We start from the raw sequence: 24,475 nt of genomic DNA, 5'->3' as shown, positions 1-24,475 counted from the left end.
CCCCAAGGTTGGCCGCAGGCGTTCAGTACTGCCACTGGTAGTACAGCGAATAGCCTTCGATGCCATCGTTGGGCTGCTGCAGCCCGCCGTTGGAATAATGGATGGCGCGCAGGCCCAGGGTATGGCCGTCGCCCAGCCGCAGGCCGACACCCAGGCGGTCTTCCATCTGCAGCGCGCTGCCCAGCTGGTGGTCATCCACCCGGGTGTGGCGGAAGGCGGCCAGGCCGATGCCGGCTTCGATGAAGGGGCGGATGCCGTCGCCGTGGAATTGGTAGACCAGCACCGGCGACAGCGACAGTGACTGGTTGTCCTGGCTTTCCCGTGCCTGCCAGTAGCTGACGGCGGCGTCCCAGTAGCCGGTCAGCCGGCCATGGCGGCTTTGCCACCAGCTGTTATCGAACGCCTGCTGCCCGCCGAGGCGGAAGTAGTTGGCGCCTTCACCGTTGCTGCCGGCGCCAACCGACAGATCCAGTGCGGCGGCGTGGCTTGCCAGTGCGGCGCACAGCAGGCAGGCCAGGATGGTGTTGTTCTTCATGTTTGGCATCCTTTTCGCGACAACAACATGACAGAAAAGCAGCGCTTAGCTGGAGTATAGAAAGTGGGGGAAAGGCAACAAGTTGGCCGCACCGCTGCGGACAGAAACTGCCGCCAGTGTCGGCACGGCGCCACAACGGCTGGTGCGGGGGAGGTGCGTGGACGCCACAGTGGCGGCGCGGGCGGGGCCGCGCCGCGGTGGCTTATTTGAGCAGCGCGACGCTGGACAGCGTCCAGGGTTGGCCGCCTTGCGGGGTGCGGACAATGGTGTCCGGGCTGAACAGCGCGCGGCCCTGCTTGTCCTGCAGCTTGTAGCGCTGCGCCAGCTGTTCATAAAAACCGCTGCGGGCCAGCTGGCGGATGGCGCTGTTGAAGCGCTGCCGGGCTTCCGGGTTACGGAACGACAGCGAATACAGCGTCGGCGGAAACAGCGCGTGGCTGCACACTGGCTGTTGCCGGCTGCTGGTCGGCAAGTTGGGCGGCAATGGCAGCTGCAAGAAGATGAACAGATCGGAGATCACCACATCGGCGCGGCCGCTGTACAACAGGTTGCCCAGAATGGGCTGTGGCGACACCTCGACATAGTCGGCATTGTTGCGCGCCATCTCGGCGAACTCCGCGCCGAGAAAGCGCTGCGCATTGTGGAAGCCGGCCACCCGGAAGCGCCCCAGCGCCGCGATATTGTCCAGCCGCAGCCGCGGCGTGCACAGCGAGATCGCCATATTGTGATAGGCGATGTAGGGCACGGACACGAACGGGCCATTGCGCGAGATGGCGGCATCCACCCGGCCGTCGGCCAGTGCCAGCTGCGCGCGCTGGTTGGGCATGAACAGTACCTGCGGCTCGTAGCCGGCCAGGCGCAGGGCGCTGGTGGTCAGCTCGTATTCGATACCGGCATTCTTGTCTTGCAGGATGTAGGGCGGCTTGTGTTCACCCAGGGCCAGCAGCAGCGGCTGCAGTGCCGCTTGGGCGCTGGCCGGCTGCCCTGCCAGCACGGTCAGCAGCAGGCACAGGCGAGAGAGTCGATTAGGCATGACAGCTATTGTAAGCGAGCTTTATCAATTCGCGCCGCCGTCGCGCCGGGCAATGCCTGCTTTACCTGTGCCAGATCAAGTGCCGTGCGGCGGCGGTGTGGGTGGCGTGTGGCGCCGATGCCGCGCCAACCCGGCCGTGACTAGTGCCGGGTGACCACATGCTCGAGGCGGCGGTCGGGAATCAGCCACAGCAGCGCCACCAGCGCGTAGATGCCCTGCGCCAGCCAGTGCATCCAGAACGAGGCCAGGATCGCGCTCAGGTACAGCAGCGGCGACAGCTTGCCTTTCCAGTCGCGCCCCAGCGCGCGCTGCAGCGGCGAGTTGCTGCCATCGAGTGCCACGATGCATTGCTGCAGCCCGAAGTAGGCGATGGCGGCCATCAGCAGCACCACGCCGTATAGCGCGGTGGGCAGCGGCGCAAAGTGGTTTTCCCCCATCCAGCCGGTGGCAAACGGCAGCAGCGACAGCCAGAACAGCAGGTGCAGGTTGGCCCACAACACGCCGCCGGATACCTGGCTGGCGGCATGCAGCAGGTGGTGGTGATTGTTCCAGTAGATGCCGACGTAGATGAAGCTGAGCACATAGCTCCAGAAACTGGGCAGCAGCGGCGCCAGCGCGCCCCAGTCGCTGCCGTGCGGCACTTTCAGTTCCAGCACCATGATGGTGATGATGATGGCCAGTACGCCATCGCTGAATGCTTCCAGTCGGCCTTTTCCCATGCTGACGCTTCCTGTGTCGGTGACGGCGCGCCCGGCTGGGGCGCGGCCGTGGTAGGGGTGAAGTAAGTGGCTAACAGCTTACATAGTAGCGATAAATGACAAACGGCAGGCCAGTCGGCCTGCCGTTTGTGGCTACGGCCAACGTTGGCCGCAGAGGAGGCTCAGGCGTTGTAGCCCAGGTTGGGCGCCAGGTCGCGCTCGGCCTGTTGCTGGCTGACGCCGCGGCGCTGGGCGTAGCTTTCCACCTGATCGCGGCTGATCTTGCCGATGCCGAAATAGCGGCTGTCCGGGTGGCTGAAGTAGAAGCCGGACACCGCCGCGGTCGGCAGCATGGCGTAGCCCTCGGTCAGCGTCATGCCGATGGCCGGGGCGTTGATCAGCTCGAACAGCTCGCGCTTCACGGTGTGGTCCGGGCAGGCCGGGTAGCCCGGCGCCGGGCGGATGCCCACGTACTTCTCGTCGATCAGCGCCTCGTTATCCAGCGCCTCGCCGGCGGCATAGCCCCAGAACTCGGTGCGCACACGGTGGTGCATCAGCTCGGCAAAGGCTTCGGCAAAGCGGTCGGCCAGCGCCTTGAGCAGAATTGCCGAGTAGTCGTCATTGGCCGCCTCGAAGCGCGCCACGTGCGGGTCGATGCCCAGGCCGCCGGTGACGGCGAAGGCGCCGATGTAGTCGTCCACGCCGCTGTCGGCCGGGGCGATGAAGTCGGCTAGCGCCCAGTCCGGGTTCCTGTTGCCGTCCTTGTCGGTCTTCACCAGCTGCTGGCGCAGGCCGACCCAGGTCATCAGCGGCGCGCGGGTGTCCGGGTCCAGGATCTCGATATCGTCCACATCCACACTGCGCGCCGGGAACAGGCCGATCACCGCGTTGGCCACCAGCCATTTCTCGTCGATGATCTGTTGCAGCATCGCCTGCGCATCCGCCCACAGCGCGCGGGCGGATTCGCCGACAATCTCGTCGTCGAGAATCGCCGGGAAGCGGCCGGCCAGCTCCCAGCTCTGGAAGAACGGCGTCCAGTCGATGAAGCGGGCAATCTCGGCCAGGTCATAGTGTTCGAAGCGGCGCACGCCCAGCCATTTCGGCGTCGGCGGGGTGTAGCCGGCCCAGTCGATGCGGTGGCGTTGCTCGCGCGCCTCGGCCAGCGGCAGCAGCTTGGCATCGCCACGACCTTCGAAAATGGCGCGCGCCTTGGCGTAATCGTCGGCCACTTCTTTCACGAACGGATCGCGCAGGGTGTCGGACAGCAGGTTGGAGCACACCCCCACCGCGCGGCTGGCGTCCGGCACGTAGATCACCGGGCCGCTGTAATGCGGCGCGATCTTTACCGCGGTGTGCACGCGGCTGGTGGTGGCGCCGCCGATCAGCAGCGGAATATCGAAGCCCTGGCGCTGCATTTCCTTGGCGACGTGGCTCATTTCTTCCAGGCTGGGGGTAATCAGGCCGGACAGGCCGATGATGTCGGCCTTGTGCTCGATGGCGGCGTCCAGAATCTTCTGGCACGGCACCATCACGCCCAGGTCGATCACCTTGTAGTTGTTACAGCGCAGCACCACGCCGACGATGTTCTTGCCGATGTCGTGCACGTCGCCCTTCACCGTGGCCATGATGATCACGCCCTTGGCCGGTGCATCCTGCAGGCCGAGGCGGATTTTTTCTTCCTCGATGAACGGCTCCAGATAGGCCACCGCCGCCTTCATCACCCGCGCCGATTTCACCACCTGCGGCAGGAACATCTTGCCGGCGCCGAACAGGTCGCCCACCACGTTCATGCCGTCCATCAGCGGGCCTTCGATCACGTGGATCGGGCGCTCGCTCTTGGCGCGCACTTCCTCGGTATCCTGCTCGATGTAGCTGGTAATGCCCTTGATCAGCGCGTGTTCCAGGCGTTTTTCCACCGGTAGCTCGCGCCAGGCCAGGTCCTCGCCCTGCTTGCCGGCTACCGCGTCGCCCTTGAACTTCTCCGCCAGCGCGATCAGGTTTTCGGTGCTGTCGGCGCCGTCAGCGGTTGGCCGCATCAACACCACGTCCTCGATGCGCTCGCGCAGCTCGGCGTCCACCTCGTCATACACTTCCAGCGCGCCGGCGTTGACGATGCCCATGGTCATGCCGCGCTTGATGGCGTGGTACAGGAACACGGCGTGAATCGCCTCGCGCACCTTGTTGTTGCCGCGGAACGAGAACGACACGTTGGACACGCCGCCAGAAATCTTGGCGTGCGGCAGATTGTCCTTGATCCAGCCGGTGGCCTCGATGAAGTCCAGGCCGTAGCGGGCGTGTTCCTCGATACCGGTGGCCACCGCGAAGATGTTGGGGTCGAAGATGATGTCTTCCGGCGGGAAGCCGACTTCATCCACCAGGATGCGGTAGCTCTTCTCGCAGATCTCGATCTTGCGGGCGTAGGTATCGGCCTGGCCGACCTCGTCGAAGGCCATCACGATTACCGCCGCGCCGTAGCGGCGCAGCAGGCGTGCCTGCTCGATGAACTTGTCGACGCCCTCCTTCATCGAGATGGAGTTGACGATGCCCTTGCCCTGGATGCACTTCAGGCCGGCCTCGATCACCTCCCATTTCGACGAGTCGATCATGATCGGCACGCGGCTGATGTCCGGCTCGGCGGCGATCAGGTTGAGGAAGCGCACCATGGCGGCGTGGGCGTCCAGCATGCCCTCGTCCATGTTGATGTCGATGATCTGGGCGCCGTTTTCCACCTGCTGCCGCGCCACGTCCAGCGCGGTGGCGTAGTCGCCGTTGAGGATCAGCTTGGCAAACGCCTTGGAGCCGGTGACGTTGGTGCGCTCACCGACGTTGACGAACAGGTCCTTGTCGCCGATGTTGAACGGCTCCAGCCCGGACAGCCGGCACTTCGGTTCGATCTGCGGCAGCGGCCGCGGCGGCAGGTCTTTCACCGCCTGGTAGATGGCGGCGATGTGTTCCGGCGTGGTGCCGCAACAGCCGCCGATGATGTTCACCAGCCCGGCTTCCGCCCACTCGCGCACCTGCGGCGCCATGTCTTCCGGCGTCAGGTCGTAGCCGGTGGGCGCCAGCGGGTTGGGCAGGCCGGCGTTGGCGTGCACCGACACGAAAGTGGACGAAATGCGCGACATTTCTTCCACGTACGGCCGCAGCAAATCCGGACCCAGCGCACAGTTCAGGCCGAAACTCATCGCGTTGGCGTGCGACAGGCTGTTGTAGAACGCCTCGGTGGTCTGGCCGGTGAGGGTGCGGCCGGACTGGTCGGTGATGGTGCCGGACACCATGATCGGCAGCCGCAGCGTGTCCGGGCGCTCGTCGAAATACTTGTGGATCGCGAACACCGCCGCCTTGGCGTTCAGCGTGTCAAAAATGGTTTCCACCAGCAGGAAGTCGGCGCCGCCCTTGACCAGACCGTCGATGGCCTCGGTGTAGGTTTCCACCAGCTCGTCGAAGGTGACGTTGCGGTAGCCCGGATCGTTGACGTCCGGGCTGATGCTGCAGGTGCGGCTGGTGGGGCCGAGCACGCCGGCACAGAAGCGCGGCTTGTCCGGGTTGGCTGCAGTCATCGTCACGCACAGCTCTTTCACCAGCTTGGCGGCAGCAAAGTTCAGCTCCCACACCAATGCTTCCATGCCGTAATCGGCCATGGCGATGGCGGTGGCGTTGAAGCTGTTGGTCTCGATGATGTCGGCACCGGCGTCGAGATAGGCCTGGTGGATGCCGGCAATGATCTGCGGCTGGGTCAGCACCAGCAGGTCGTTATTGCCTTTCACATCGCGGGGCCAGTCCTGGAAACGCTCGCCCCGGTAGTCGGCTTCTTCCAGCCGGTGGCGCTGGATCATGGTGCCCATGCCGCCATCCAGAATCAGGATACGGCGGGCCAGCAGGTCGAAAACAGGGTGCGGAGCGTGTGTGGACATGGCGAAAGCTGCTTTTATTAGGTAAAACTACGTAGACAAAAGAGCTTCATCTTATCATTGCGAAACAATCGGATAAGCTCATTCTTTAGAACAATACAATATAAAAAAGACCGGGAGCCGCATATGCCGCAGCAATCGACCACGCTGGTGTTGGCCCTGCTTTTTGCCATCGGCGCAAGCCAGGCGGCAGAGCTGCGTATCGGGGTGGCCGAATCGGATGCGCCGCCCATCGTGGTGCTGAATGCGGCGCGCGAGTTGGCGCCCAGTCTTAGCTATGATCTTGGCATGGCGCTGGCGGCGGAGCTGGCCACCGGCGCGCGTTTTCAGCTGCTGTCGCGCAACCGGGTGGAGCCGGCGGTGGAGGCCAGCACGGTGGACATCGTGTGCAATGCCAACCCGGCGTGGTTCGGCAACGCCAACCGGCTGGGCTGGACCCGCGACTTCTATCCGCAGGTGGAGCGCGTGGTCACCAGCACCACGCTGCCGCGGCAGGTGGTGGCGCAGCAGGACCTGGCCGGGCTGCGCATCGGCGTGATCCGCGGCTATCACTACCCGACGCTGCAGCCGCTGTGGCAGGACGGCGTGGCGGCGCGGGTGGACCATCCGCGGCTGGATTCCACCCTCAAGGCGCTGGGCATGGGCGCGGTGGATGTCGCCATCACCTCCGAGCTGGAGCTGGCCGGCTGGGCGCGCAACAATGCCGCCGCGGCGCAGCGCATCAAGGTGCAGCCGTGGCTGGTGTCCACCCACCAGACCTACTGCGCGGTGGCGCCCAGATCGCGCTACAGCGTGGCGCAGCTGAACCGCGCCATTGCCGCGCTGGAGCGCAAGGGCGAGGTGCTGCGCATCCTGCAACGCTACCAGTGGAAGCCGCGCTGAGCGCCGGCGCCTGGCGTACACTGCGCCATCTTTCCCGCCTGTTGCCATCATGACCCATTACCTGTATCTGCACGGTTTCCAGTCCGGCCCGCAATCGCTGAAGGCGCGCGAGACGCGCGACTTTCTGGCCGGCTGCGGCCAGTCGCATGCGTTTTCCGCGCCGCAGCTGTCGCCGTATCCGGCCACCGCCATCGCGCAGCTGGCCGGCTGGCTGACGACAGTGCGCGAGCCGGTGGTGCTGATCGGCAGTTCGCTGGGCGGTTTCTATGCCACCCATCTGGCCGAGCGCTTCCGGCTGCCGGCGGTGCTGATCAACCCGGCGATCTATCCGGAGCACGATCTGGCGCGCTTTCTCGGTCCGCAGCACAACCCCTACACCGGCGAAGACTATGTGCTGACCGAACAGCACATGGCCGAGCTGCAGGCCATCCGCCCGGAGCGGCTGCATGCGGCCAACTACTGGCTGGTGCTGGGCACCGCCGACGAGGTGCTGGACTGGCGCGTGGCGGCCTGCCACTACCGCGGTGCGCGCCAGACGGTGTTCAACGGCGACGACCACCGGCTGCAACGTTGGCCGCAATGCCTGCCCGGGCTGTTGCCACTGCACGGGCGCGTGCCGGCAGCGTACTGACAGCAGAACAGGCTGTTGCTGCCCATCGGCGGTGCTTTGCTGCAAGATGCCGCATCAGGCGCACAGACCCCGCGCCATCGACAGGAGGCTTGCATGAATCAGATCATCCGTTTTCACGCCACCGGCGGCCCCGACGTGCTGCAGCTGGAGCAGAGCGAGCCTGGCCGCCCCGGCCCGGGCGAAGTGCTGCTGCGCCACACCGCCATCGGCGTCAACTTCATCGACACCTACCACCGTAGCGGGCTGTACCCGCTGACGCTGCCGTCCGGCCTCGGCTCCGAGGCCGCCGGGGTGGTGGAGGCGGTGGGGGCGGGCGTCGGCCACGTGGCGGTGGGCGATCGCGTCGCCTACGCCGGCGGCGCGCAGGGCGCCTACAGCCAGCGCCGGGTGATGAACGCCGCGCCGCTGGTGCGGCTGCCGGACGACATCGCCGACGACACCGCCGCCTGCGTGATGCTGCAGGGCATGACCGTGGAGTACCTGATCCGCCGCACCTTCGCGGTGGAAGCCGGCCAGACCGTGCTGTGGCATGCCGCCGCCGGCGGAGTGGGGCAGATCGCGGTGCAGTGGCTCAAATCGCTGGGGGTGCAGGTGATCGGCACCGTCGGTAGCGCCGACAAGGCCGCCATCGCGCAGCGGCTGGGCTGCCAGCACGTGATCAACTACCGCGAGGAAGACGTGGTGGCGCGGGTGAACGACATCACCGACGGCAAGGGCGTGCCGGTGGTGTACGACTCGGTGGGCAAGGACACGTTCGAGATTTCGCTGGATTGCCTGGCGCCGCGCGGCATGCTGGTCAGCTTCGGCAACGCCTCCGGCGCGGTGCCGCCGTTCGCGCCGCTGCTGCTGGCGCAGAAGGGCTCGCTGTATTTCACCCGTCCCAAGCTGGGCGACTACGTGGCCACCCGCGCCGAGCTGGAAACCAGCGCCGAGGCGCTGTTCGAGCGCATCCGCGCCGGCGCGGTCAAGGTGCAGCCGTCGGCACGCTACGCGCTGAGCGATGCCGCCCGCGCCCATGCCGACCTGGAAGCGCGGCTCACCACCGGCTCCATTATCCTGCTGCCGTAAGGCCCGCGGCCAACGTTGGCCGCAACGACAAGGCCGCCGCTCTCGCGAGCGGCGGCCTTGTCACATGCTGCGGTCAGTCGGGGCGCGTCAGCGCAGCGCCGAGCCGTCGTCCTGTTGCTGGATGATCTGGTGCTGGCACTGCCGGCGCTGGCTGCCAAACAGCGTACCGCAGCGCTTGGCGGCCAGCTGCAGCGCGCGGCAGCGCTCCGGCGGCGTGCCGGGGCGGCAGCTGGGGGCCGGCAGCGCGTCGGCCAGGCATTGGCGGCGCGCCAGCCCCAGTTGCTGGCTGCAGTGGTATTGCGCCTGCTGCAGGGCGACGCAGGCGGCGTGGTCGCGCTCGCGCTTGCAGTTGGCGGGTGGGGTGAATTGCTGGCGGCAGGCGGGGCGGTCGGGCAGGGCCACGTCGCTACAGCTGGCTTCGCCGGCCTGTGCGTATTGGCAGGCCTGGCTGTCCGCCGCGGTGCGGCAGGCGGCCGGCGCCGCGCCCCAGGCTTGTGACGCGGCCAGCCCTGCGGCCAGCAGCCATGCCCAGCGTTGCCATCTCATGCCCATCCCCCAGATTCAAATGTGATGCCGGCCGTAACGGACAACGCCGTCTGCCCGGCAGCGCCAGCTGGCTGGCCGCTGCGGGGCAATACTGCGCGTTGCTAGTCCGGGGCGGCAAACGGCAGTGCGTTCAGCCTATCCTGTTTTTTACGCCAGCGGCGCCAGTCTTTTTCTGCCGGTTGCCGTCCGTATGGCTGGCTGGCCATGCCGGATTGCGGCGGGTACGGCCGCAGCGCGTCGTGGCGGCGATAGTACTGGCGCAGGCGCTTGGCTTCTTCCCGGCTCAGCTCGCCGCGATCGATCGCCTCTCTGAGGCGTAGCTCACGCAGGCGCTGGCTGTCCATGCCGTCTTGCTGGTCGCGGAATTGCGGCGGCCCGGCAAAGAACGGCGGCGCGGCCAGGGCCGCGTTGCCAAGGTTGGCCGCGATGCAGAGCAACAGCGTCGGAAAAAGCCGATTCATAAGCACATTCTATCTTGCGTGACGACGGCGTGCCATGCCGGGGGTGCATGGCACGCTGTCATGGGCATTACGGCTTGGGTGCGGCCGGCTGCTGGCGCGGCTGGGCGCGGTCGTTGTTGTCGATCAACTCCTGCAGCTTGGCGTGCAGTGCCTGCTGCTGCTGGCGCAGGGTGGCGATCTCGGCGTCGGTCAGCGCGCCGGACTGTACGGCGGCATGAAACGCGTGCATGTCGTCACGGCTGCCCCAGTGTCCCTGGCCACCGTCGCGGCCACCGGCATGATGCTTGCCGTGACGGCCCGGCTCCGGCAGCAGCTGGCTTGGCCAGCTGCTGCGCGGCTTGCTGCGCTCGTTGTTGGCGATCAGGGTTTGCACCTTGTCGCGCATGGCCTGGTGCAACTTCTGCAGGCTGTCGCGGTCCGCCGTACTCAGGTTGCCGTCGGCACGCAGTTTTTCCATTTGCGCGTGCAGCGCGTCGCGATCCTTCTTCAGCGTGGCCAGCTCGGCATCGCTTAGCGCGCCGGACATCACGGCATCGCGGAAGGCCTGCATCTCGGCGCGGGGCGGTTTGCCGCCGGCGTCCATGCCCGGGCCAAAGGCCATGGCGGTGGCGGACAGGGCGGTGAGGGTGGCAATCGCGGCAGCGGTCAGCATGGTGCGGGTGTTCATAGGGCAGCTCCTGGCAGGTGGCCACGTGGGCCGTTTGGATGTCTGCACTGTAGGCGCCGGGTGTTGCCCAACTTTGTGCCGCCGGCGGCAGAGTGTTAACGGCTGTTAAGGTTGGCCGCCGGCTTAATCAATCTTTACGCCAGGGCTGACGCGGGCGGTGCCGCAGGGTACGCTTTGCACTGAACTCAAGGCTGGTAACGGAAACCCTATGGAGCAACGCAAAATACTGGTGGTGGATGACGATGTGCGGCTGCGCGAACTGTTGCAGCGCTATCTCAGCCAGCAGGGCTACACCGTGGACACGCTGCCGGATGCGCGCGACCTGGACCGCAAGCTGGCGCGCAACCGCCCGGACTTGCTGGTGCTGGACGTGATGATGCCCGGCGAGGATGGCCTGGCGGTGGTGCGCCGTCTGCGCGCGCAGGGCGAGCCGATCCCGGTGGTGATGCTGACCGCGCGCGGCGAGGATGTCGACCGCATCCTGGGGCTGGAAATGGGCGCCGACGATTACCTGGCCAAGCCGTTCAACCCGCGCGAACTGCTGGCGCGCATCAACGCGGTGCTGCGCCGCTACGAGCACACCCCGGTGGTGGCGGCGCAACTGGCCGAGGCCGAGCCGATGCGCTTCGGCCGCTGCGTACTGAACCCGGCGCGGCGCGAGCTGACCCGTGACGGAGCGGTGGTGGCGCTGACCACCGCGGAATACGCGGTGCTGCTGGCGCTGGCCAGCCACCCGCGGCGGCCGCTGACGCGCGAGCAGCTGATGGAGCTGGCGATGGGCAAGGGCGGCGGCGAATCGCAGGACCGCAGCATCGACGTGCACGTGTCGCGGTTGCGCAAGGCGATCGAGGAGCCGGAAGGCCCGCCGCGCTACCTGCAGACGGTGTGGGGCTACGGCTATGTATTCGTGCCGGATGGCAGCAGCAGGGACGCGGGATGAAGTGGCCGGCCTTGCGCGGCACGCTGTTCACCCGTCTGGCGGTGCTGGTGGTGATGGCGGTGCTGGCCAGCCAGGTGTTTACCCTGTGGCTGGGGGTGCAGCAGAAAAACCGCCTGCTGTCGCGGCAGTTGTACGCCCAGGTGGTGGACACGCTGGCCGATTACGAAGGCGTGCTGGAAAGCCTGCCGTCGGCGCAGCGCGCGCCGTTCCTACGCGCCAACGACCATATCGGCCTGCCGCGGCTGTTGCCGCTGGATGACAAGACCCCGCGCGATGCGCGCGTGCCCGGCATGGGGCGCGAGCTGGCCGATTCGCTGCGCGCGGCGCTGGGCGAGCCGGTGGAAGTCTATTTTGCCAATGGCGAGCGGCACGAGCTGTGGCTGAAGGTGCCGATGCTGGCGGAGCACTACTGGCTGGTGATGCCGCTGGCGCGCTATCTGCCGCCGTCGTTGCGGCCAACCTTGCAGGCGGCCGGGCTGGTGGCGCTGCTGTCGGTGCTGGCAGCGTTCGCGCTGGCCTGGCGCACCACGCGGCCGCTGTCGAAACTGGTGGCGGCCACCCGCGAGCTGGAAGCCGGGCGCACCCCGCCGCCGCTGGCGCCCAGCGGCCCGCGCGAGGTGCAGCTGCTGATCGAACGCTTCAACGGCATGGCCAGCGCGCTGGAAAAAGCCGCCAGCGAACGCCGCTTGATGCTGGCCGGGCTGTCGCACGACCTGCGCACGCCGCTGACGCGGCTGAAGCTGGCGGTGGAACTGCAGGACGACAATACCGAGCGCGAGGGCATGCTTACCGATATCGACGAGCTGTCGCGCATCGTCGGCCAGTTTATCGATTTTGCCCGCAGCGAGGAGCCGCGGGCGTTGTCGCCGCTGGCGCTGGATGAGCTGGTGGAAAGCGTGCTGGGCAAATTTGCCCGCGACGGCATGACGGTGAGCTTCCAGCGCCAGGACGCCACGGTGAATGGCGATGCGCTGGGCCTGCAGCGGCTGTTGTCCAACCTGCTGCAGAATGCCCGCCGCTACGGCGCGGCGCCGTTTGCCGTCAGTCTGCAAACCGCGGCGCAGCAGGTCATGCTGCGGGTGCACGATAGCGGCAGCGGCATCGCGCCGGAACTGCAGCAGGCGGCGCTGGCGCCGTTCGAAAGGTTGGCCGCACACCGCGGCACCGATGGCGGCAGCGGGCTGGGGCTGGCCATCGTGTCGCGCATCGTCAAGCAGCACGGCGGCCGGCTGCAGTTCGAGCATCCGCCGACAGGCGGCTTCACCGTGCAGGTGACGCTGCCGCTGCTGCGGCTGTGATTACGGCCGCGGCTTGCCCGGCTGCCAGCCCAGCAGTACCACCCCGGCCAGAATTAGCGCTGCACCCAGCAGCATGCCGGCATTGATGGCCTCGCCCAGCAGCAACGCTCCCCACAGCACGCCGAATACCGGCACCAGGTAGGTGACGCCGCTGGCGCGGGTAGCGCCCAGCCGGGCGATCAGCCGGTAGAAGATCAGGTAGGCAAAGGCGGTGCTGGCCAGCGCCAGCGCCAGTACCGCGCCCCACACGTTGGCCGCAATCTCGCCCGCCGGCCATTGCCACCACGCCAGCGGCAACAGCAAGAGCGAACCGCTGCTCAACATGCCCGCTGTGATCACTAGCGGCGGCACGCCGTGCAGCCAGCGTTTGGTCATGTGGCCGGACCAGCCATAGCAGGCGGTGGCCGCCAGCATCGCCAGTACCGGCAGCAGCGTACCGGCATCAAAGCCGGCGCCGCGTCCCAGCATCAGCACGGTCACCCCGGCCAGGCCCAGCAGCAGGCCGCCGCTGCGTTGCGCGGTCAGCCTCTCGCCGGCCAGCGGCATCGCCCACAGCGCCGTCATCAGCGGCGTGGTGGCATTCAGCACCGAGGCCACTCCCGCCGGCAGCGTCAGCGTGGCCCAGGCAATCAGGCAAAAAGGCAGTGCCGACAGAAACACCCCGGATACGGCGATCTGCCACCAGTGTGCGCGCCACAGCGCCAGTCCGCCCTGCCAGCACAATATCGGCAGCAGGACCAGCGCGGCCAGCGCCAGCCGCAGTTCGATCAGCGGGAACGGCCCCAGCGACGGCACCGCCACGCGCATGAACAGGAAAGAGCCGCCCCACAGCGCGGCCAACAGCAACAGCAGCCAGTGATCAGTTTTCATGACAAATGTTGAACAGAGGGAGATGTCGGCAGTGTAGGTGGCAACAACGGCCAGTGCGATCCGTTTCTTGCGCCGCAACCAGGCGACGGGCAAGAAAAAACCCCGGTTATGGTAACCGGGGTGAATGCCTTTGCAGGCTCCCGCTCAGGGAGGTGAAGCGGGAAGAAGCGCGTTGCTCCTGTTTGCTTTGACGGTTCAGCCGCCGAAAGTTTCCGGGTCGTCGAAGTTTTCCGGGGCATCGAAGTTTTCTTCGTCCGGCAGCGGGCAGGCGGCGAACCAGTCTTCCACCACGCGGGCGACTTCTTCGGTACCGGTCTTTTTCGAGCTGGAGAACAGCTGAATGCTGATATTCGGGTAGTCGGCGAGCTCTTTCTTGACCGAGGACAGAACCTTTTGTTGCTCCTGGCGCGACAATTTGTCGGCTTTGGACAACAGGATGTGCACCGGACGCTGGGTGACATGGAAGAATTCGATCATCTTCCAGTCCAGCTCTTTCAGCGGATGACGCGAATCCATGATCAGCAGCAGGCCGACCAGGCTGTCGCGGGTCTGTAGATAACGGCCCAGCAGTTCCACCCAGTGGGTGCGAATCGCCTCCGGCACTTCGGCATAGCCGTAGCCCGGCAAGTCGACCAGAAAACGCTCCTGTCCCAGATCGAAGAAATTGATATGCTGGGTACGTCCCGGGGTCTTGGAAACATAGGCCAAGCGGGTGCGATTACACAGGGTGTTGATGGCGCTGGACTTGCCGGCGTTGGAACGCCCGACAAAGGCCACCTCGCAGCGCGTGGGCGGCAGGTCCCGCAAATGATTTACCGTGGTAAAAAACTGCGCTTTCTGAAAAATCGACATAGTAGTAAGGGCAAAGTCAATTGATATAGAATAGCAGGTTTGAAATTGCCACCTTTACAGATATTTACGCTATCTCTCACTAGGAGCGACCATGAAACGTAAGATGCTGTTGGCTATCGCCGCTGCAGGCTTTGCAGCCAGCGCGATGGCCGCCACCCCGGCTCCGGCTGCCAAGGCCGATCCGGCCAAGGGCAAAGTCATCGTGGATCAGGTGTGCGCCGCCTGTCACGGTGCGGACGGCAACAGCGTGGCCTCTGCCAATCCGACTCTGGCCGGGCAGCATGCCAAGTACATCGAAACCCAGCTGGCTGCCTTCAAGAAGGGCGATCGCAAGAACCCGATCATGCTGGGCATGGCCACTCCGCTGTCTGCCGACGATATGCGCAACGTAGCCGCCTATTTCAGCAGCCAGAAAGTGAAGCCGCGCGAAGCCGCGGACAAGAGCCAGATGGCGCTGGGCAAGAAGATCTACACCGCTGGCAACTCGAGCACCAAGGTGCCGGCCTGTATGGCCTGCCACGGCCCGGCCGGCCGCGGTCTGCCGGACCAGTACCCGGCACTGGGCAGCCAGCACGCCGGTTACGTGGTAGCGCAGCTGAACGCGTTCAAGGCGGGTGCCGATCGCAAGAATCAGATCATGGCCGATGTTGCCATGCGCATGAGCGATGCCGAAATGAAGGCGGTTGCCGAATACATTTCCGGCCTCCGTTAATCGGCGCAACTTTTTTGCGCGGCGGTATTCCAAAGGGGGCTTCGCGCCCCCTTTGTCGCGTCCGAAACTAGAAAAATGACCAGCAAAAAACGCACTTCTCCCGGCTACCAGCTGTACGAACTGTTCAGCTCGATGCGCTTCGCCATCGGCCTGTTGACCATTCTTGCCATCGCCTCGGTGATCGGCACCGTGCTCAAACAGAACGAACCCTATCCCAATTACGCTTTCGAGTTCGGCCCGTTCTGGTTCAAGGCCTTTGAAGTGCTGGGCTTGTACGATGTGTATCACTCGGCCTGGTTCCTCACCATTCTGGCCTTTCTGGTGATTTCCACCACGCTGTGCATCGTGCGCAACGGTCCCGGCTTCCTGCACGAGATGCGGGCCTACCGGGAAAAAGCCAGCGACAACTCGCTGGCGGCGATGAAGCACAGCCAGCAGCTGGACATCAGCCTGGACGAGCCGGCTGCCATCGTGCTGCTGCAACAGCGCGGCATGCGCTTCAAGCGCCGCGAGCGCGAAGACGGCAGCGTGGTGCTGGCGGCCAAGAAGGGCGCCGCCAACAAGCTGGGCTATTTCTTTGCCCACATCGCCATGGTGGTGATCTGCATCGGCGGCCTGCTGGATGGCAACCTGCCGCTGAAGATCGGTGAACTGCTGGGCAAGATCGTGCCGGAAACGCGCGACATGCCGCAAAGCCAGATTCCGCTGCAGAGCCGGCTGACCGCGGCCAACCTATCGTTCCGCGGCAACGTCACCGTGGCCGAGAACAAGAGCGCCGACGTGATCTTCCTCAACAGCGGCAATGGCTACCTGGTACAGGAGCTGCCGTTCATCGTCACGCTGAAGAAATTCCACGTCGACTACTACAGCAACGGCATGCCCAAGCTGTTTGCCAGCGACATCGTGGTCACCGACAAGAAAACGGGCAAGGAAACCCCGGCCACCGTCAAGGTCAACCACCCGCTGATCATCGATGGCGTCGCCATCTACCAGGCCAGCTTTGGCGATGGCGGCTCGCCGCTGCAGCTGCGCGCCTGGAACCTGGCCGCCCCGCAACAGGCGCCGGTGGACATCAAGGGCGTATCGTTGGCCGCACAGCCACTGAAAGCCAACGGCAAGGATTACCAGCTGGAGTTTGGCGAACTGCGTGTGTTCAACGTCGAGAACATGGGCAAAGTGCCGGATGGCAGCAAGAGCTTCGGCCAGCGCATGCAGGACGCGCGTGAAGTGAAGCAGGACAACAAGCAGCTGAAGAACGTCGGCCCGTCGGTGACCTTCAAGCTGCGCGACAGCCAGGGCCAGGCGCGCGAGTACCAGCACTACATGGTGCCGATGGAGCAGGAGGGCGCCATGTACCAGGTGGCCGGCGTGCGCAGCGAAGTGTCGCAGCCGTTCCAGTACCTGCGCATCCCGCTGGACGACCAGCTGAAGATCGACAGCTTCATGCGTCTGCGTGCGGCGCTGAACAACCCGGCCTGGTACGAGGAGATGGTACAGCGCACCGCTGCCAAGGCACTGCAGGGCAAGGCCATCAGCCCGGCGATGCAGCAGCAGTTTGCCGACAGCGTGCGCTGGGTATTGGGGCGCTTCAGCGCCGGCGGCTTTGCCGCACTGGAGCAGTTCCTGGACCAGAAAGTGCCGGCCGACAAGCGCCAGGCCATCGCGCAGACCTATATCAAGATCCTGCAGGGTGCCATTATTGATGTGATGGCGGTGGCACAGGAAAAGGCCAATCTCAAGCCATGGCCACAGGACGAGAAGCACTACCGCTTCCTGCTGGACAGCCTGGTGACCATCAGCGCGCTGAACGACTACGCCGCGCCGGTATACCTGGAATTGTCCGGCTTTGACCAGGTGCAGGCGTCCGGCCTGCAGATGACGCGCTCGCCCGGCAAGAACCTGGTGTACCTCGGTTCGCTGCTGCTGGTGATCGGCATCATCCTAATGTTCTATATCCGCGAAGTGCGCTTGTGGCTAGTGTTACGACCGGGGCGCGTGCGGGTGGCGATGAGCAGCAACCGCCACAACCGAGATCTGGATCGCGATTTCGCGCAAGTCGTCGGCACGCTGCAAGGCCGCACTGGAGAAGCATGATGGAATTGACTCTGCAACAACCGTTCTACAAGCGTCTGGCGCTGGGTGACTGGCTGTTCGCCGCGCTGATCGTCGCCGTGGCCGGCTACAGTTTCAGCCTGTACGGCAGCGCCATGGACTACTACGAGCAGCTGATCCTGGGCGGCAGCGCCATCGGCCTGATCGCGCTGGGCTGGTTCTGGAAAAGCTGGCGCTGGTTCCTGCCGCTGGCCGGCGCCATGTCGCAGCTGGCCATCGCGCTGTATGACCACAACCTGGCGCGCGCGGCGGAAAGCTTCGGCCTCAAGTTCCTGCTGTCCAGCCAGTCGTCGTTCATGTGGATGTGCACGCTGTTCTTCCTCGCCACCGCGGTGTACTGGGCTGGGCTGCTGTCGCGCTCGGCGCTGCTCAACCGCATCGGCAGCGGTCTGACCTGGGCGGCGGCGGCGTTCGCGCTGTCCGGGCTGTTCACCCGCTGGTACGAGAGCTACCTGATCGCGCCGGACGTTGGCCGCATCCCGGTATCCAACCTGTACGAAGTGTTCATCCTGTTCTGCCTGATCACCGCGCTGATGTACCTGTACTACGAGGCCAAGTTCGCCGCGCGCCAGCTGGGCGCCTTCGTGCTGCTGGTGATCAGCGCCGCGGTGGGCTTCATCCTGTGGTACACCTTCGACCGCCAGGCGCACCAGATCCAGCCGCTGATCCCGGCGCTGCAATCGTGGTGGATGAAGATCCACGTGCCGGCCAACTTCGTCGGCTACGGCGCCTTCTCGCTGTCGGCGATGCTGGGTGTGGCGCAGCTGCTGGCGCGGCGCGGTATCCTGGCCGGCAAGCTGCCGGCGCCGGACATCATCGACGAGATGATGTACAAGGCGATCTCGGTCGGCTTCCTGTTCTTCACCATCGCCACCATCCTCGGCGCCATGTGGGCGGCGGATGCCTGGGGCGGCTACTGGAGCTGGGACCCGAAGGAGACCTGGGCGCTGATCGTGTGGCTGAACTACGCCGCCTGGCTGCATGTGCGGCTGGTGAAAGGCTGGCGCGGCGAGCCGCTGGCATGGTGGGCGGTGATCGGCTTGCTGGTGACCACCTTCGCCTTCATCGGCGTCAACATGTTCCTCACCGGCCTGCATTCCTACGGTTCGCTGTAAGCCGGTAGCGGCAGGAAAATGGCAGGCTGCGGCCTGCCATTTTTCATGGCATGCACCATGCGGCCAACGTTGGCCGCAAAAAAACCGGACAGTGCAGACTGTCCGGTTTTTGTTTGCCCGCGCGGTGCTTACTGGTCGCGGTTGGCGCGGCGGTAGCGTTCGATCAGCAGCTTGGTGGAGCTGTCGTGCGGCGCCGAGGCCAGCTTGCCGGCCAGTTCGGCGTGAATGGTCTTGGCCAGCTGCTTGCCCAGTTCCACCCCCCACTGGTCGAAGCTGTTGATGCCCCAGATCACGCCCTGTACGAAAATCTTGTGCTCGTACAGCGCGATCAGGCTGCCGAGGTTGCGCGGGTCGAGGCGGTCCATCAGCAGGGTGTTGGTGGGGCGGTTGCCGTCGAACACCTTGTGCGGCACCAGCGCTTCCAGCGCGGCGCCTTCCAGCCCCTGCGCCGCCAGCTCGGCGCGCACTTCGTCGGCGGTCTTGCCGCGCATGAAGGCTTCGGCCTGGGCGAACACGTTGGCCAGCAGGATCTCGTGGTGGCCCGGCAGGCTGGTGCGGTTTTCCAGCGAGCAGATCAGGTCGATCGGCGAGATGTGGGTGCCCTGGTGCAACAGCTGGAAGAAGGCGTGCTGGCCGTTGATGCCGGTTTCACCCCAGATGATCGGCGCGGTCTCGAAGTCCACCGTGCTGCCGTCCACGCACACCTTCTTGCCGTTGGACTCCATGTCCAGCTGCTGGATGAAGGCCGGCAGGCGGTGCAGGTACTGGTCGTACGGCGCGATCACATGGCTGCCGCCGCCGTAGTAGTTGATGTACCAGATGCCGATCATGGCCAGCAGCACCGGCATGTTCTCTTCGTACGAGGCGTTGTAGAAGTGCTGGTCCATGATGTGGGCGCCGTTCAAGAGCTCGGTGAAGTTCTCCTCGCCCAGGTACAGCATGATCGGCAGGCCGATGGCCGACCACAGGCTGTAGCGGCCGCCGACCCAGTCCCAGAATTCGAACATATTGGCCGGGTCGATGCCGAACTCTGCCACCGCTTTCTTGTTGGTGGATACCGCCACGAAGTGCTTGGCCACCGCCTTTTCGTCGCGCGCGCGCGCCACGAACCACTCGCGGGCGGTTAGCGCGTTGGTCAGCGTTTCCTGGGTGGTGAAGGTCTTGGATTCCACCACGAACAGCGTGGTTTCCGGGTGTACCTTCTTCAGCGTTTCCTTCAGCTGCGCGCCGTCGACGTTGGAGACGAAGTGCATGTTCATGCGCGGGTGGCCGTAGGGCTTGAGCGCGCTGCATACCATCAGCGGGCCGAGGTCGGAGCCGCCGATGCCGATGTTCACCACGTCGGTGATCGGCTGGTGGGTGTAGCCCAGCCAGTCGCCGCTGCGCACCGCGTGGGCGAACTTGCCCATGCGCGCCAGTACCGAGTTCACCTTCGGCATCACGTCCTCGCCATCCACCAGAATCGGCGAATTGGTGCGGTTGCGCAGTGCCACGTGCAGCACGGCGCGGTTCTCGGTGCTGTTGATCTTCTCGCCCTTGAACATCGCCTTGATGCGTGCCGGCAGGCCGGCTTCGCGTGCCAGCTGCATCAGCCCCTTCAGGGTGTCGTCGGTGAGGCGGTTCTTGGAATAGTCGAGAAACAGGCCGCCCACTTCCAGCGAGTAGCGCTCGGCGCGTTGCGGGTCGGTTTCGAACAGCTCGCGCATGTGCAGCTGTTTGGCCTCGGCGAAGTGTTGCCACAGCGCGTTCCAGGCGGGCAATTGCGTCAGTTTGCTCATGATGGCTCCGGGTCTCTTTGTCGTGTTGTCGCGGCCAACCTCTGGCGGGCTGGCTGGTTTGCGCTTGCCGCGCGGGGCGCGGGCAGGCGGCTTAGTAGTCATGTTCTTCGTCGCCGCGCAGGCGCTTCTGCTTCAGGCTGCGCTTGGCTTTTTCCAGCTGTGTCACCACGCCGGGGCCGCGCTTGAGCGCCACGCCCACGGTGAGGATGTCGATCAGCACCAGGTGCAGGATGCGCGACAGCATCGGGCTGTAGGTTTCGCTGTCCTCCGGCGAATCCACCGCCAGCGTCACGGTGGCTTTTTCCGCCAGCGGCGTGTCCGGCACGGTGATGGCAATCACCTTGGCGCCGGTGGACAGCGCCATGTCCACCGCGTCCATCAGCTCGCGCGAGCGGCCGGAGCTGGAGATCGCCACCACCACGTCGCCTTCCCCCAGCACCGCGGCGGCCATGATCTGGATGTGGCTGTCGGCATAGGCCACGGTGGGAATGCCGAAGCGGAAGAACTTGTGCTGCGCGTCGGCAGCGATGATGCCGGAGTTGCCCAGGCCATAGAACTCGATGCGGCGCGCCGCGGCCAGCAGGTCCACCGCCGCGTCCACCGCCTGCGGGTTGATGTCGTTGCGGCACTTCAGCAGCGCGGTGACAGTGTTGTCGAACACCTTGGCGGTGATTTCCGACACCGGGTCTTCCGGTCGCACGCTGGAGTGCACATAGGGCACGCCGCCGACCAGAATGCCGGCGAGCTTGAGCTTGAAATCCGACAGGCCGCTAAAGCCCATGCTGCGGCAGAAGCGGATCACCGTCGGCTGGCTGACGCCGGCGCTGCTGGCGATGTCGGATACCGCTGACTGCATCACGGTGTACGGCTGCGCCAGTACCAGCTCCGCCACCCGGCGTTCGGCGCCGGAGAGCTTGTCGAGGTCTGCGCGGATTTTTTCAAGCATGGTTATCCCCCAGGTGGTCGGCCAGTGCGGCCTGCACCCCGGTCAGGGCCGGGTAGGCGCTGTGAATCACGTACACCGGCAGTGCGGCCAGGTAGTCGCGGAAGCGGCCCTTGGCTTCGAAACGCTCGCGAAATGCCGAGCGGGCGAACATGTCGCCGAAACGCGGCACGATACCACCGCCGATATACACCCCGCCAATGGCGCCCAGCGTCAGCGCCAGGTTGCCGGCGGCGGTGCCGAGCATGGCGCAGAAGTGTTCCAGCACCCGCACGCAGCGCGCGTCGCGGCCGGACAGGCCGCGCTCGCTGATCTGCGCCGCCGACAGCTGGCCGGCGGCTTCGCCGTCCGCCACCGCCAGCGCGTCGTGAATCAGTTCCAGGCCGGGGCCGGACAGGAAGCGCTCACAGGACACATGCTGGCCGAAGCGGCCCTGCGCGTAGTGCAGGATGGCGGCTTCTTCATCGTTCACCGGCGCAAACGACACGTGGCCGCCTTCGCCGGCAATCGCCACCCAGCTGCCGGCATGCGGCAGCAGGCCGGAGACGCCAAGGCCGGTGCCGGCGCCGATCAGCGCCTTGGCGCCGTGGCGCGCCGCGCCGCCGCCCACCTGTGCCAGTTCGGCCGCCGGCAGGTGCGGCAGCGCCAGCGCCAGCGCGGTGAAATCGTTCAGCACCAGCAGGGTGGCAAAGCCCAGTTCCTGCCTGGTGGCCTCGATGGAGAACGCCCAGTGGTGGTTGGTCATCTGCACGAAGTCGCCGGTCACCGGGTTGGCGATGCCGATGGCGGCATGGCTGACCGAGCGGGTGTCGGCGCGTTGCAGGTAGGCGCGCATGGCGTCGGCCAGCGTCGGGTAATCGTTGCACGGCAGCACGTCGATGTCTTCGATCACGTCGGGCGCGGTTTCCAGCGCGAAGCGGGCATTGGTGCCGCCGATGTCGGCCAGCAGGCGCGGGTAGGGGTGCAGGGTGCTCATCATCTCTCCCTTGCTCAGGCAGACCAGTACACGTCCAGCGGACGGGCAGTGGCGGTCAACAGGTGGCTGATCGGCAGCGTGTCGCTGACCGTGGCGGCGGCATTGTCCAGCACGCGGCGCTTGCTGTCGCCGGCAATCGCCAGGTACAGCTTGCCGCTGCGTTGCAGCTCGGCCAGCGTCATGCTGATGCGGGTGTGCGGCGCGGCCGGCGGCACCACCACCAGCAGTGCGGCGGGGTTGGCCGCAGCCAGGCCTTCGGCCAGATTGCTGGCGGCCGGGAACAGCGAGGCGGTGTGGCCATCCTCGCCCATGCCCAGCACTGCCACGTCCGGGGTGCGCCACAGTACGGCGGCGGCGGCCAGTTCGGCCTGGGCGTCGGCGCCGGTCTGTACCAGCGGCAGGAAGCGGGCGGCCGCGGCCTTGCCCTGCAGCAGATGCTCGCGCACCAGGCCGGCATTGCTGTCGGCGTGTTCCGGCGCTACCACGCGCTCGTCCACCAGGGTGACGCTAACCTGCTGCCAGGCGATGTCCTGCGCGGCCAGCGCCTGCAGGAAGGGAACCGGCGAGCGGCCACCGGAAACGGCCAGTACTGCCTGGCCGCGCGCGGCGATGGCTGCGGCCAGATCGGCGGCTACTGCCTGCGCCAGCGCGGCGCTGGCATCCGCTGCCGCGGCAAATGCGTGTAACTTCATCTCTGTATCCGTTGATTCTGTTCGGCATCTCGTAAAACGCCTGCTTTCGTCGCGATACTGCGTTGCTCACGAAAACCCCCTTCTTGCATATCAGTCATATGCGGCGTCGGGATTCTTCGTTCGCGCCTTGTCTCGCCGAGACTTATCTCGATTGGAAACCAGGGTTTTGCGAGGCACCTTGTTTTTATTCGGTGCGGCCAACCTTGCGGGGGAAAGGTTGGCCGCAGGCAGCGCTGCTGCGGGGCTGTTTACGCTCGGGGGCGTAAACGGCTCAGCACTCCTCGTGCCACGACACCCCGTCGCGCGACAACAGTGCGCTGGAGGCGGCCGGGCCCCAAGTGCCGGCGGTGTACTGTTTGGGCGGCGTGGTGCTGTGCTGCCAGTGGTCCATGATCGGCTCCACCCAGCGCCAGGCTTCCACCAGCTCGTCGCGGCGCATGAACAGCGCCAGCTTGCCGCGGATCACGTCCAGCAGCAGGCGCTCGTAGGCGTCGGCGCGGCGCACCTTGAACGATTCGTGGAAGTCCAGGTTCAGGTGTACCGGCTGCAGGCGCTGGGTATCGCCCGGCTCCTTGGACAGGAAGTACAGGCGGATGCTTTCTTCCGGCTGCAGGCGGATCACCAGGCGGTTGGCGGTGTTCAGGCCCATCGGGCTGGGGAACAGGTGGTGCGGCACGTCGCGGAAGTTGATCACGATCTCGGCCACGCGCTCTTGCATGCGCTTGCCGGTGCGCAGGTAGAACGGCACGCCGGACCAGCGCCAGTTGTCGATCTCGGCCTTGATGGCGACGAAGGTCTCGGTCTGGCTGCCGGCGGGAATGCCCTGCTCCTGCAGGTAGCCCACCACTGGCTGGCCGCCTACCGCGCCGGCCTTGTACTGCGCGCGCACGGTCTTGCCGGCCACGTCCTGCTCGGTAAACGGGCGCAGCGCCTTCAGTACCTTCAGCTTCTCGTCGCGCACCGCATCGGCGCCCAGGTTGGCCGGCGGCTCCATCGCCACGATGCACAGCAGCTGCAGCAGGTGGTTCTGCACCATGTCGCGCAGCGCGCCGGTGCTGTCGTAGAAGTCGCCACGGCTGCCGACGCCGAGTTCTTCGGCAATGGTGATCTGCACATCGTGGATCCACTCGCGGCGCCACAGCGGCTCGAACAGCGCGTTGGCAAAGCGGATCGACAGCAGGTTCTGCACCGACTCCTTACCCAGGTAGTGGTCGATGCGGTACAGCTGCTCTTCCTTGAAGTGGCGGGCGACGGCTTCGTTGATCTCGTTGGATGATTCCAGGTCGTGGCCCAGCGGTTTTTCCAGCACCACGCGCACCTTGTCGTGGTTCAGACCGACCGCCGCCAGGTTGTCGCAGATGCCTTCGAACAGGTCCGGCGCGGTGGCGAGGTAACACACCGCCACGCGATCGTGCTGGCGCAGGGTGTCGGCCAGTGCCGGGTAGTGTTCAGCGGTGCCGGCGTCTACCTTGAGGTAATCCACGCGGGCGAGAAAACCCTGCCAGGCAGCATCGGAGAAATATTCCTTGATATGGATACGCGCGCTCTTTTCCACCATTGCCAGGTAGTCGTCGCGCGCCATGTCGCGGCGGCCCAGCGCCAGGATGCGCCCCTCGTCATTCAGCAGGCCGGCGGCGTGCGCCTGGTACAGCGACGGCAGCAGTTTGCGCATCACCAGGTCGCCGGTGCCCCCGAACAGCACCATGTCGAAGGCGGGGGTGTGCAGATTAGCGTTGTCCATCCTGATTGTTCTCT

At 65.7% G+C, this 24,475-nt stretch carries 22 protein-coding genes; 8 read left to right on the top strand and 14 right to left on the bottom strand.

Annotated elements, in window-relative coordinates:
- Positions 1-22 precede the first annotated feature (22 nt).
- From ABNW52_RS11520 to metH, 4 genes are all read right to left on the bottom strand, one after another.
- The gene (locus ABNW52_RS11520) at positions 23-535 is read right to left on the bottom strand and encodes an acyloxyacyl hydrolase (protein ID WP_349587802.1); all 513 of its coding nucleotides are present in this window, start codon (positions 533-535) and stop codon (positions 23-25) included.
- Between the two features lie 202 nt (positions 536-737).
- A complete protein-coding gene (locus ABNW52_RS11515; protein WP_349587800.1) occupies positions 738-1,568 on the bottom strand; it encodes a substrate-binding periplasmic protein in 831 nt (276 codons plus the stop codon).
- Between the two features lie 140 nt (positions 1,569-1,708).
- Positions 1,709-2,287, bottom strand: a complete 579-nt coding sequence (locus ABNW52_RS11510) for a TMEM175 family protein (RefSeq protein ID WP_349587798.1) — start codon at positions 2,285-2,287, stop codon at positions 1,709-1,711.
- A 161-nt stretch (positions 2,288-2,448) separates the two neighbouring features.
- A complete protein-coding gene (gene metH / locus ABNW52_RS11505) occupies positions 2,449-6,180 on the bottom strand; it encodes a methionine synthase (protein WP_349587796.1) in 3,732 nt (1,243 codons plus the stop codon).
- A 123-nt stretch (positions 6,181-6,303) separates the two neighbouring features.
- On the opposite strand from metH, the gene ABNW52_RS11500 reads away from it, so the two are divergent.
- From ABNW52_RS11500 to ABNW52_RS11490, 3 genes are all read left to right on the top strand, one after another.
- Positions 6,304-7,059, top strand: coding sequence for a substrate-binding periplasmic protein (locus ABNW52_RS11500; RefSeq protein WP_349587794.1), 756 nt, complete (start codon positions 6,304-6,306; stop codon positions 7,057-7,059).
- A gap of 49 nt (positions 7,060-7,108) precedes the next feature.
- Positions 7,109-7,690, top strand: a complete 582-nt coding sequence (locus tag ABNW52_RS11495; protein WP_349587791.1) for a YqiA/YcfP family alpha/beta fold hydrolase — start codon at positions 7,109-7,111, stop codon at positions 7,688-7,690.
- Between the two features lie 93 nt (positions 7,691-7,783).
- Positions 7,784-8,758: a quinone oxidoreductase family protein gene (locus tag ABNW52_RS11490; protein ID WP_349587789.1), complete on the top strand. Its 975-nt coding sequence runs from the start codon at positions 7,784-7,786 to the stop codon at positions 8,756-8,758.
- An 87-nt stretch (positions 8,759-8,845) separates the two neighbouring features.
- Here ABNW52_RS11490 and ABNW52_RS11485 read toward each other — a convergent pair whose 3' ends face one another.
- The 3 genes from ABNW52_RS11485 to ABNW52_RS11475 all read right to left on the bottom strand — a co-directional run bounded on the left by ABNW52_RS11485 (position 8,846) and on the right by ABNW52_RS11475 (position 10,432).
- Complete coding sequence (locus ABNW52_RS11485; protein WP_349587786.1) at positions 8,846-9,304, bottom strand: hypothetical protein; 459 nt, start codon at positions 9,302-9,304, stop codon at positions 8,846-8,848.
- A 101-nt stretch (positions 9,305-9,405) separates the two neighbouring features.
- Positions 9,406-9,765: a hypothetical protein gene (locus tag ABNW52_RS11480; protein ID WP_349587784.1), complete on the bottom strand. Its 360-nt coding sequence runs from the start codon at positions 9,763-9,765 to the stop codon at positions 9,406-9,408.
- A 67-nt stretch (positions 9,766-9,832) separates the two neighbouring features.
- Entirely contained in the window at positions 9,833-10,432 is a 600-nt protein-coding gene (locus ABNW52_RS11475) for a hypothetical protein (protein ID WP_349587782.1), read from the bottom strand.
- A gap of 208 nt (positions 10,433-10,640) precedes the next feature.
- Here ABNW52_RS11475 and ABNW52_RS11470 point away from each other — a divergent pair, with 208 nt between their 5' ends.
- Both ABNW52_RS11470 and ABNW52_RS11465 read left to right on the top strand, forming a co-directional pair.
- Positions 10,641-11,372, top strand: coding sequence for a response regulator (locus ABNW52_RS11470; protein ID WP_349587779.1), 732 nt, complete (start codon positions 10,641-10,643; stop codon positions 11,370-11,372).
- Entirely contained in the window at positions 11,369-12,670 is a 1,302-nt protein-coding gene (locus ABNW52_RS11465; RefSeq protein WP_349587777.1) for an ATP-binding protein, read from the top strand. Before ABNW52_RS11470 ends, ABNW52_RS11465 begins: the two co-directional genes overlap by 4 nt.
- Here ABNW52_RS11465 and ABNW52_RS11460 read toward each other — a convergent pair whose 3' ends face one another.
- Together ABNW52_RS11460 and yihA are read right to left on the bottom strand one after the other, a co-directional pair.
- Complete coding sequence (locus ABNW52_RS11460; RefSeq protein WP_349587774.1) at positions 12,671-13,540, bottom strand: DMT family transporter; 870 nt, start codon at positions 13,538-13,540, stop codon at positions 12,671-12,673.
- 195 nt (positions 13,541-13,735) lie between these two features.
- On the bottom strand, positions 13,736-14,392 hold the full coding sequence (yihA, locus tag ABNW52_RS11455; RefSeq protein WP_349587771.1) for a ribosome biogenesis GTP-binding protein YihA/YsxC: 657 nt from the start codon (positions 14,390-14,392) through the stop codon (positions 13,736-13,738).
- 91 nt (positions 14,393-14,483) lie between these two features.
- Here yihA and ABNW52_RS11450 point away from each other — a divergent pair, with 91 nt between their 5' ends.
- From ABNW52_RS11450 to ccsB, 3 genes are all read left to right on the top strand, one after another.
- Positions 14,484-15,104, top strand: a complete 621-nt coding sequence (locus ABNW52_RS11450; RefSeq protein WP_349587768.1) for a c-type cytochrome — start codon at positions 14,484-14,486, stop codon at positions 15,102-15,104.
- A gap of 75 nt (positions 15,105-15,179) precedes the next feature.
- Positions 15,180-17,198, top strand: coding sequence for a cytochrome c biogenesis protein ResB (locus ABNW52_RS11445; protein ID WP_349587766.1), 2,019 nt, complete (start codon positions 15,180-15,182; stop codon positions 17,196-17,198).
- Complete coding sequence (gene ccsB / locus ABNW52_RS11440) at positions 17,195-18,331, top strand: c-type cytochrome biogenesis protein CcsB (protein ID WP_386107743.1); 1,137 nt, start codon at positions 17,195-17,197, stop codon at positions 18,329-18,331. The genes ABNW52_RS11445 and ccsB overlap by 4 nt, the downstream gene beginning before the upstream one ends.
- Positions 18,332-18,459: 128 nt before the next feature.
- Here ccsB and pgi read toward each other — a convergent pair whose 3' ends face one another.
- From pgi to zwf, 5 genes are all read right to left on the bottom strand, one after another.
- Complete coding sequence (gene pgi / locus ABNW52_RS11435) at positions 18,460-20,109, bottom strand: glucose-6-phosphate isomerase (protein WP_349587763.1); 1,650 nt, start codon at positions 20,107-20,109, stop codon at positions 18,460-18,462.
- A 91-nt stretch (positions 20,110-20,200) separates the two neighbouring features.
- Positions 20,201-21,055 carry a transcriptional regulator HexR gene (gene hexR / locus ABNW52_RS11430; protein WP_349587760.1) on the bottom strand — a complete coding sequence of 285 codons (855 nt, stop codon included), beginning with the start codon at positions 21,053-21,055 and terminating at the stop codon, positions 20,201-20,203.
- Positions 21,048-22,028, bottom strand: a complete 981-nt coding sequence (locus ABNW52_RS11425; protein WP_349587757.1) for a glucokinase — start codon at positions 22,026-22,028, stop codon at positions 21,048-21,050. Before ABNW52_RS11425 ends, hexR begins: the two co-directional genes overlap by 8 nt.
- Before the next feature lie 14 nt (positions 22,029-22,042).
- Entirely contained in the window at positions 22,043-22,720 is a 678-nt protein-coding gene (gene pgl / locus ABNW52_RS11420; RefSeq protein WP_349587754.1) for a 6-phosphogluconolactonase, read from the bottom strand.
- Between the two features lie 271 nt (positions 22,721-22,991).
- On the bottom strand, positions 22,992-24,461 hold the full coding sequence (gene zwf, locus ABNW52_RS11415; protein WP_349587751.1) for a glucose-6-phosphate dehydrogenase: 1,470 nt from the start codon (positions 24,459-24,461) through the stop codon (positions 22,992-22,994).
- Positions 24,462-24,475: the final 14 nt, after the last annotated feature.

The sequence above is a fragment of the Vogesella oryzagri genome, assembly GCF_040148885.1.
Taxonomy (GTDB): Bacteria; Pseudomonadota; Gammaproteobacteria; order Burkholderiales; family Chromobacteriaceae; genus Vogesella; species Vogesella oryzagri.
The sequence above is the reverse complement of the archived record's forward strand: the minus strand, read 5'-3'. Positions and strand labels throughout refer to the sequence as shown.

Bases quoted from the DNA above. Each gene is read 5' to 3' on its own strand.
- ccsB (WP_386107743.1), top strand. From the start codon at position 17,195: ATGATGGAATTGACTCTGCAACAACCGTTCTACAAGCGTCTGGCGCTG.
- ABNW52_RS11510 (WP_349587798.1), bottom strand. From the start codon at position 2,287: ATGGGAAAAGGCCGACTGGAAGCATTCAGCGATGGCGTACTGGCCATC.
- ABNW52_RS11485 (WP_349587786.1), bottom strand. From the start codon at position 9,304: ATGAGATGGCAACGCTGGGCATGGCTGCTGGCCGCAGGGCTGGCCGCG.
- ABNW52_RS11475 (WP_349587782.1), bottom strand. From the start codon at position 10,432: ATGAACACCCGCACCATGCTGACCGCTGCCGCGATTGCCACCCTCACC.
- yihA (WP_349587771.1), bottom strand. From the start codon at position 14,392: ATGTCGATTTTTCAGAAAGCGCAGTTTTTTACCACGGTAAATCATTTG.
- ABNW52_RS11495 (WP_349587791.1), top strand. From the start codon at position 7,109: ATGACCCATTACCTGTATCTGCACGGTTTCCAGTCCGGCCCGCAATCG.
- ABNW52_RS11515 (WP_349587800.1), bottom strand. From the start codon at position 1,568: ATGCCTAATCGACTCTCTCGCCTGTGCCTGCTGCTGACCGTGCTGGCA.
- pgl (WP_349587754.1), bottom strand. From the start codon at position 22,720: ATGAAGTTACACGCATTTGCCGCGGCAGCGGATGCCAGCGCCGCGCTG.
- ABNW52_RS11500 (WP_349587794.1), top strand. From the start codon at position 6,304: ATGCCGCAGCAATCGACCACGCTGGTGTTGGCCCTGCTTTTTGCCATC.
- ABNW52_RS11480 (WP_349587784.1), bottom strand. From the start codon at position 9,765: ATGAATCGGCTTTTTCCGACGCTGTTGCTCTGCATCGCGGCCAACCTT.
- ABNW52_RS11465 (WP_349587777.1), top strand. From the start codon at position 11,369: ATGAAGTGGCCGGCCTTGCGCGGCACGCTGTTCACCCGTCTGGCGGTG.
- metH (WP_349587796.1), bottom strand. From the start codon at position 6,180: ATGTCCACACACGCTCCGCACCCTGTTTTCGACCTGCTGGCCCGCCGT.
- ABNW52_RS11425 (WP_349587757.1), bottom strand. From the start codon at position 22,028: ATGAGCACCCTGCACCCCTACCCGCGCCTGCTGGCCGACATCGGCGGC.
- ABNW52_RS11520 (WP_349587802.1), bottom strand. From the start codon at position 535: ATGAAGAACAACACCATCCTGGCCTGCCTGCTGTGCGCCGCACTGGCA.
- ABNW52_RS11490 (WP_349587789.1), top strand. From the start codon at position 7,784: ATGAATCAGATCATCCGTTTTCACGCCACCGGCGGCCCCGACGTGCTG.
- ABNW52_RS11470 (WP_349587779.1), top strand. From the start codon at position 10,641: ATGGAGCAACGCAAAATACTGGTGGTGGATGACGATGTGCGGCTGCGC.
- ABNW52_RS11460 (WP_349587774.1), bottom strand. From the start codon at position 13,540: ATGAAAACTGATCACTGGCTGCTGTTGCTGTTGGCCGCGCTGTGGGGC.
- ABNW52_RS11450 (WP_349587768.1), top strand. From the start codon at position 14,484: ATGAAACGTAAGATGCTGTTGGCTATCGCCGCTGCAGGCTTTGCAGCC.
- zwf (WP_349587751.1), bottom strand. From the start codon at position 24,461: ATGGACAACGCTAATCTGCACACCCCCGCCTTCGACATGGTGCTGTTC.
- hexR (WP_349587760.1), bottom strand. From the start codon at position 21,055: ATGCTTGAAAAAATCCGCGCAGACCTCGACAAGCTCTCCGGCGCCGAA.
- ABNW52_RS11445 (WP_349587766.1), top strand. From the start codon at position 15,180: ATGACCAGCAAAAAACGCACTTCTCCCGGCTACCAGCTGTACGAACTG.
- pgi (WP_349587763.1), bottom strand. From the start codon at position 20,109: ATGAGCAAACTGACGCAATTGCCCGCCTGGAACGCGCTGTGGCAACAC.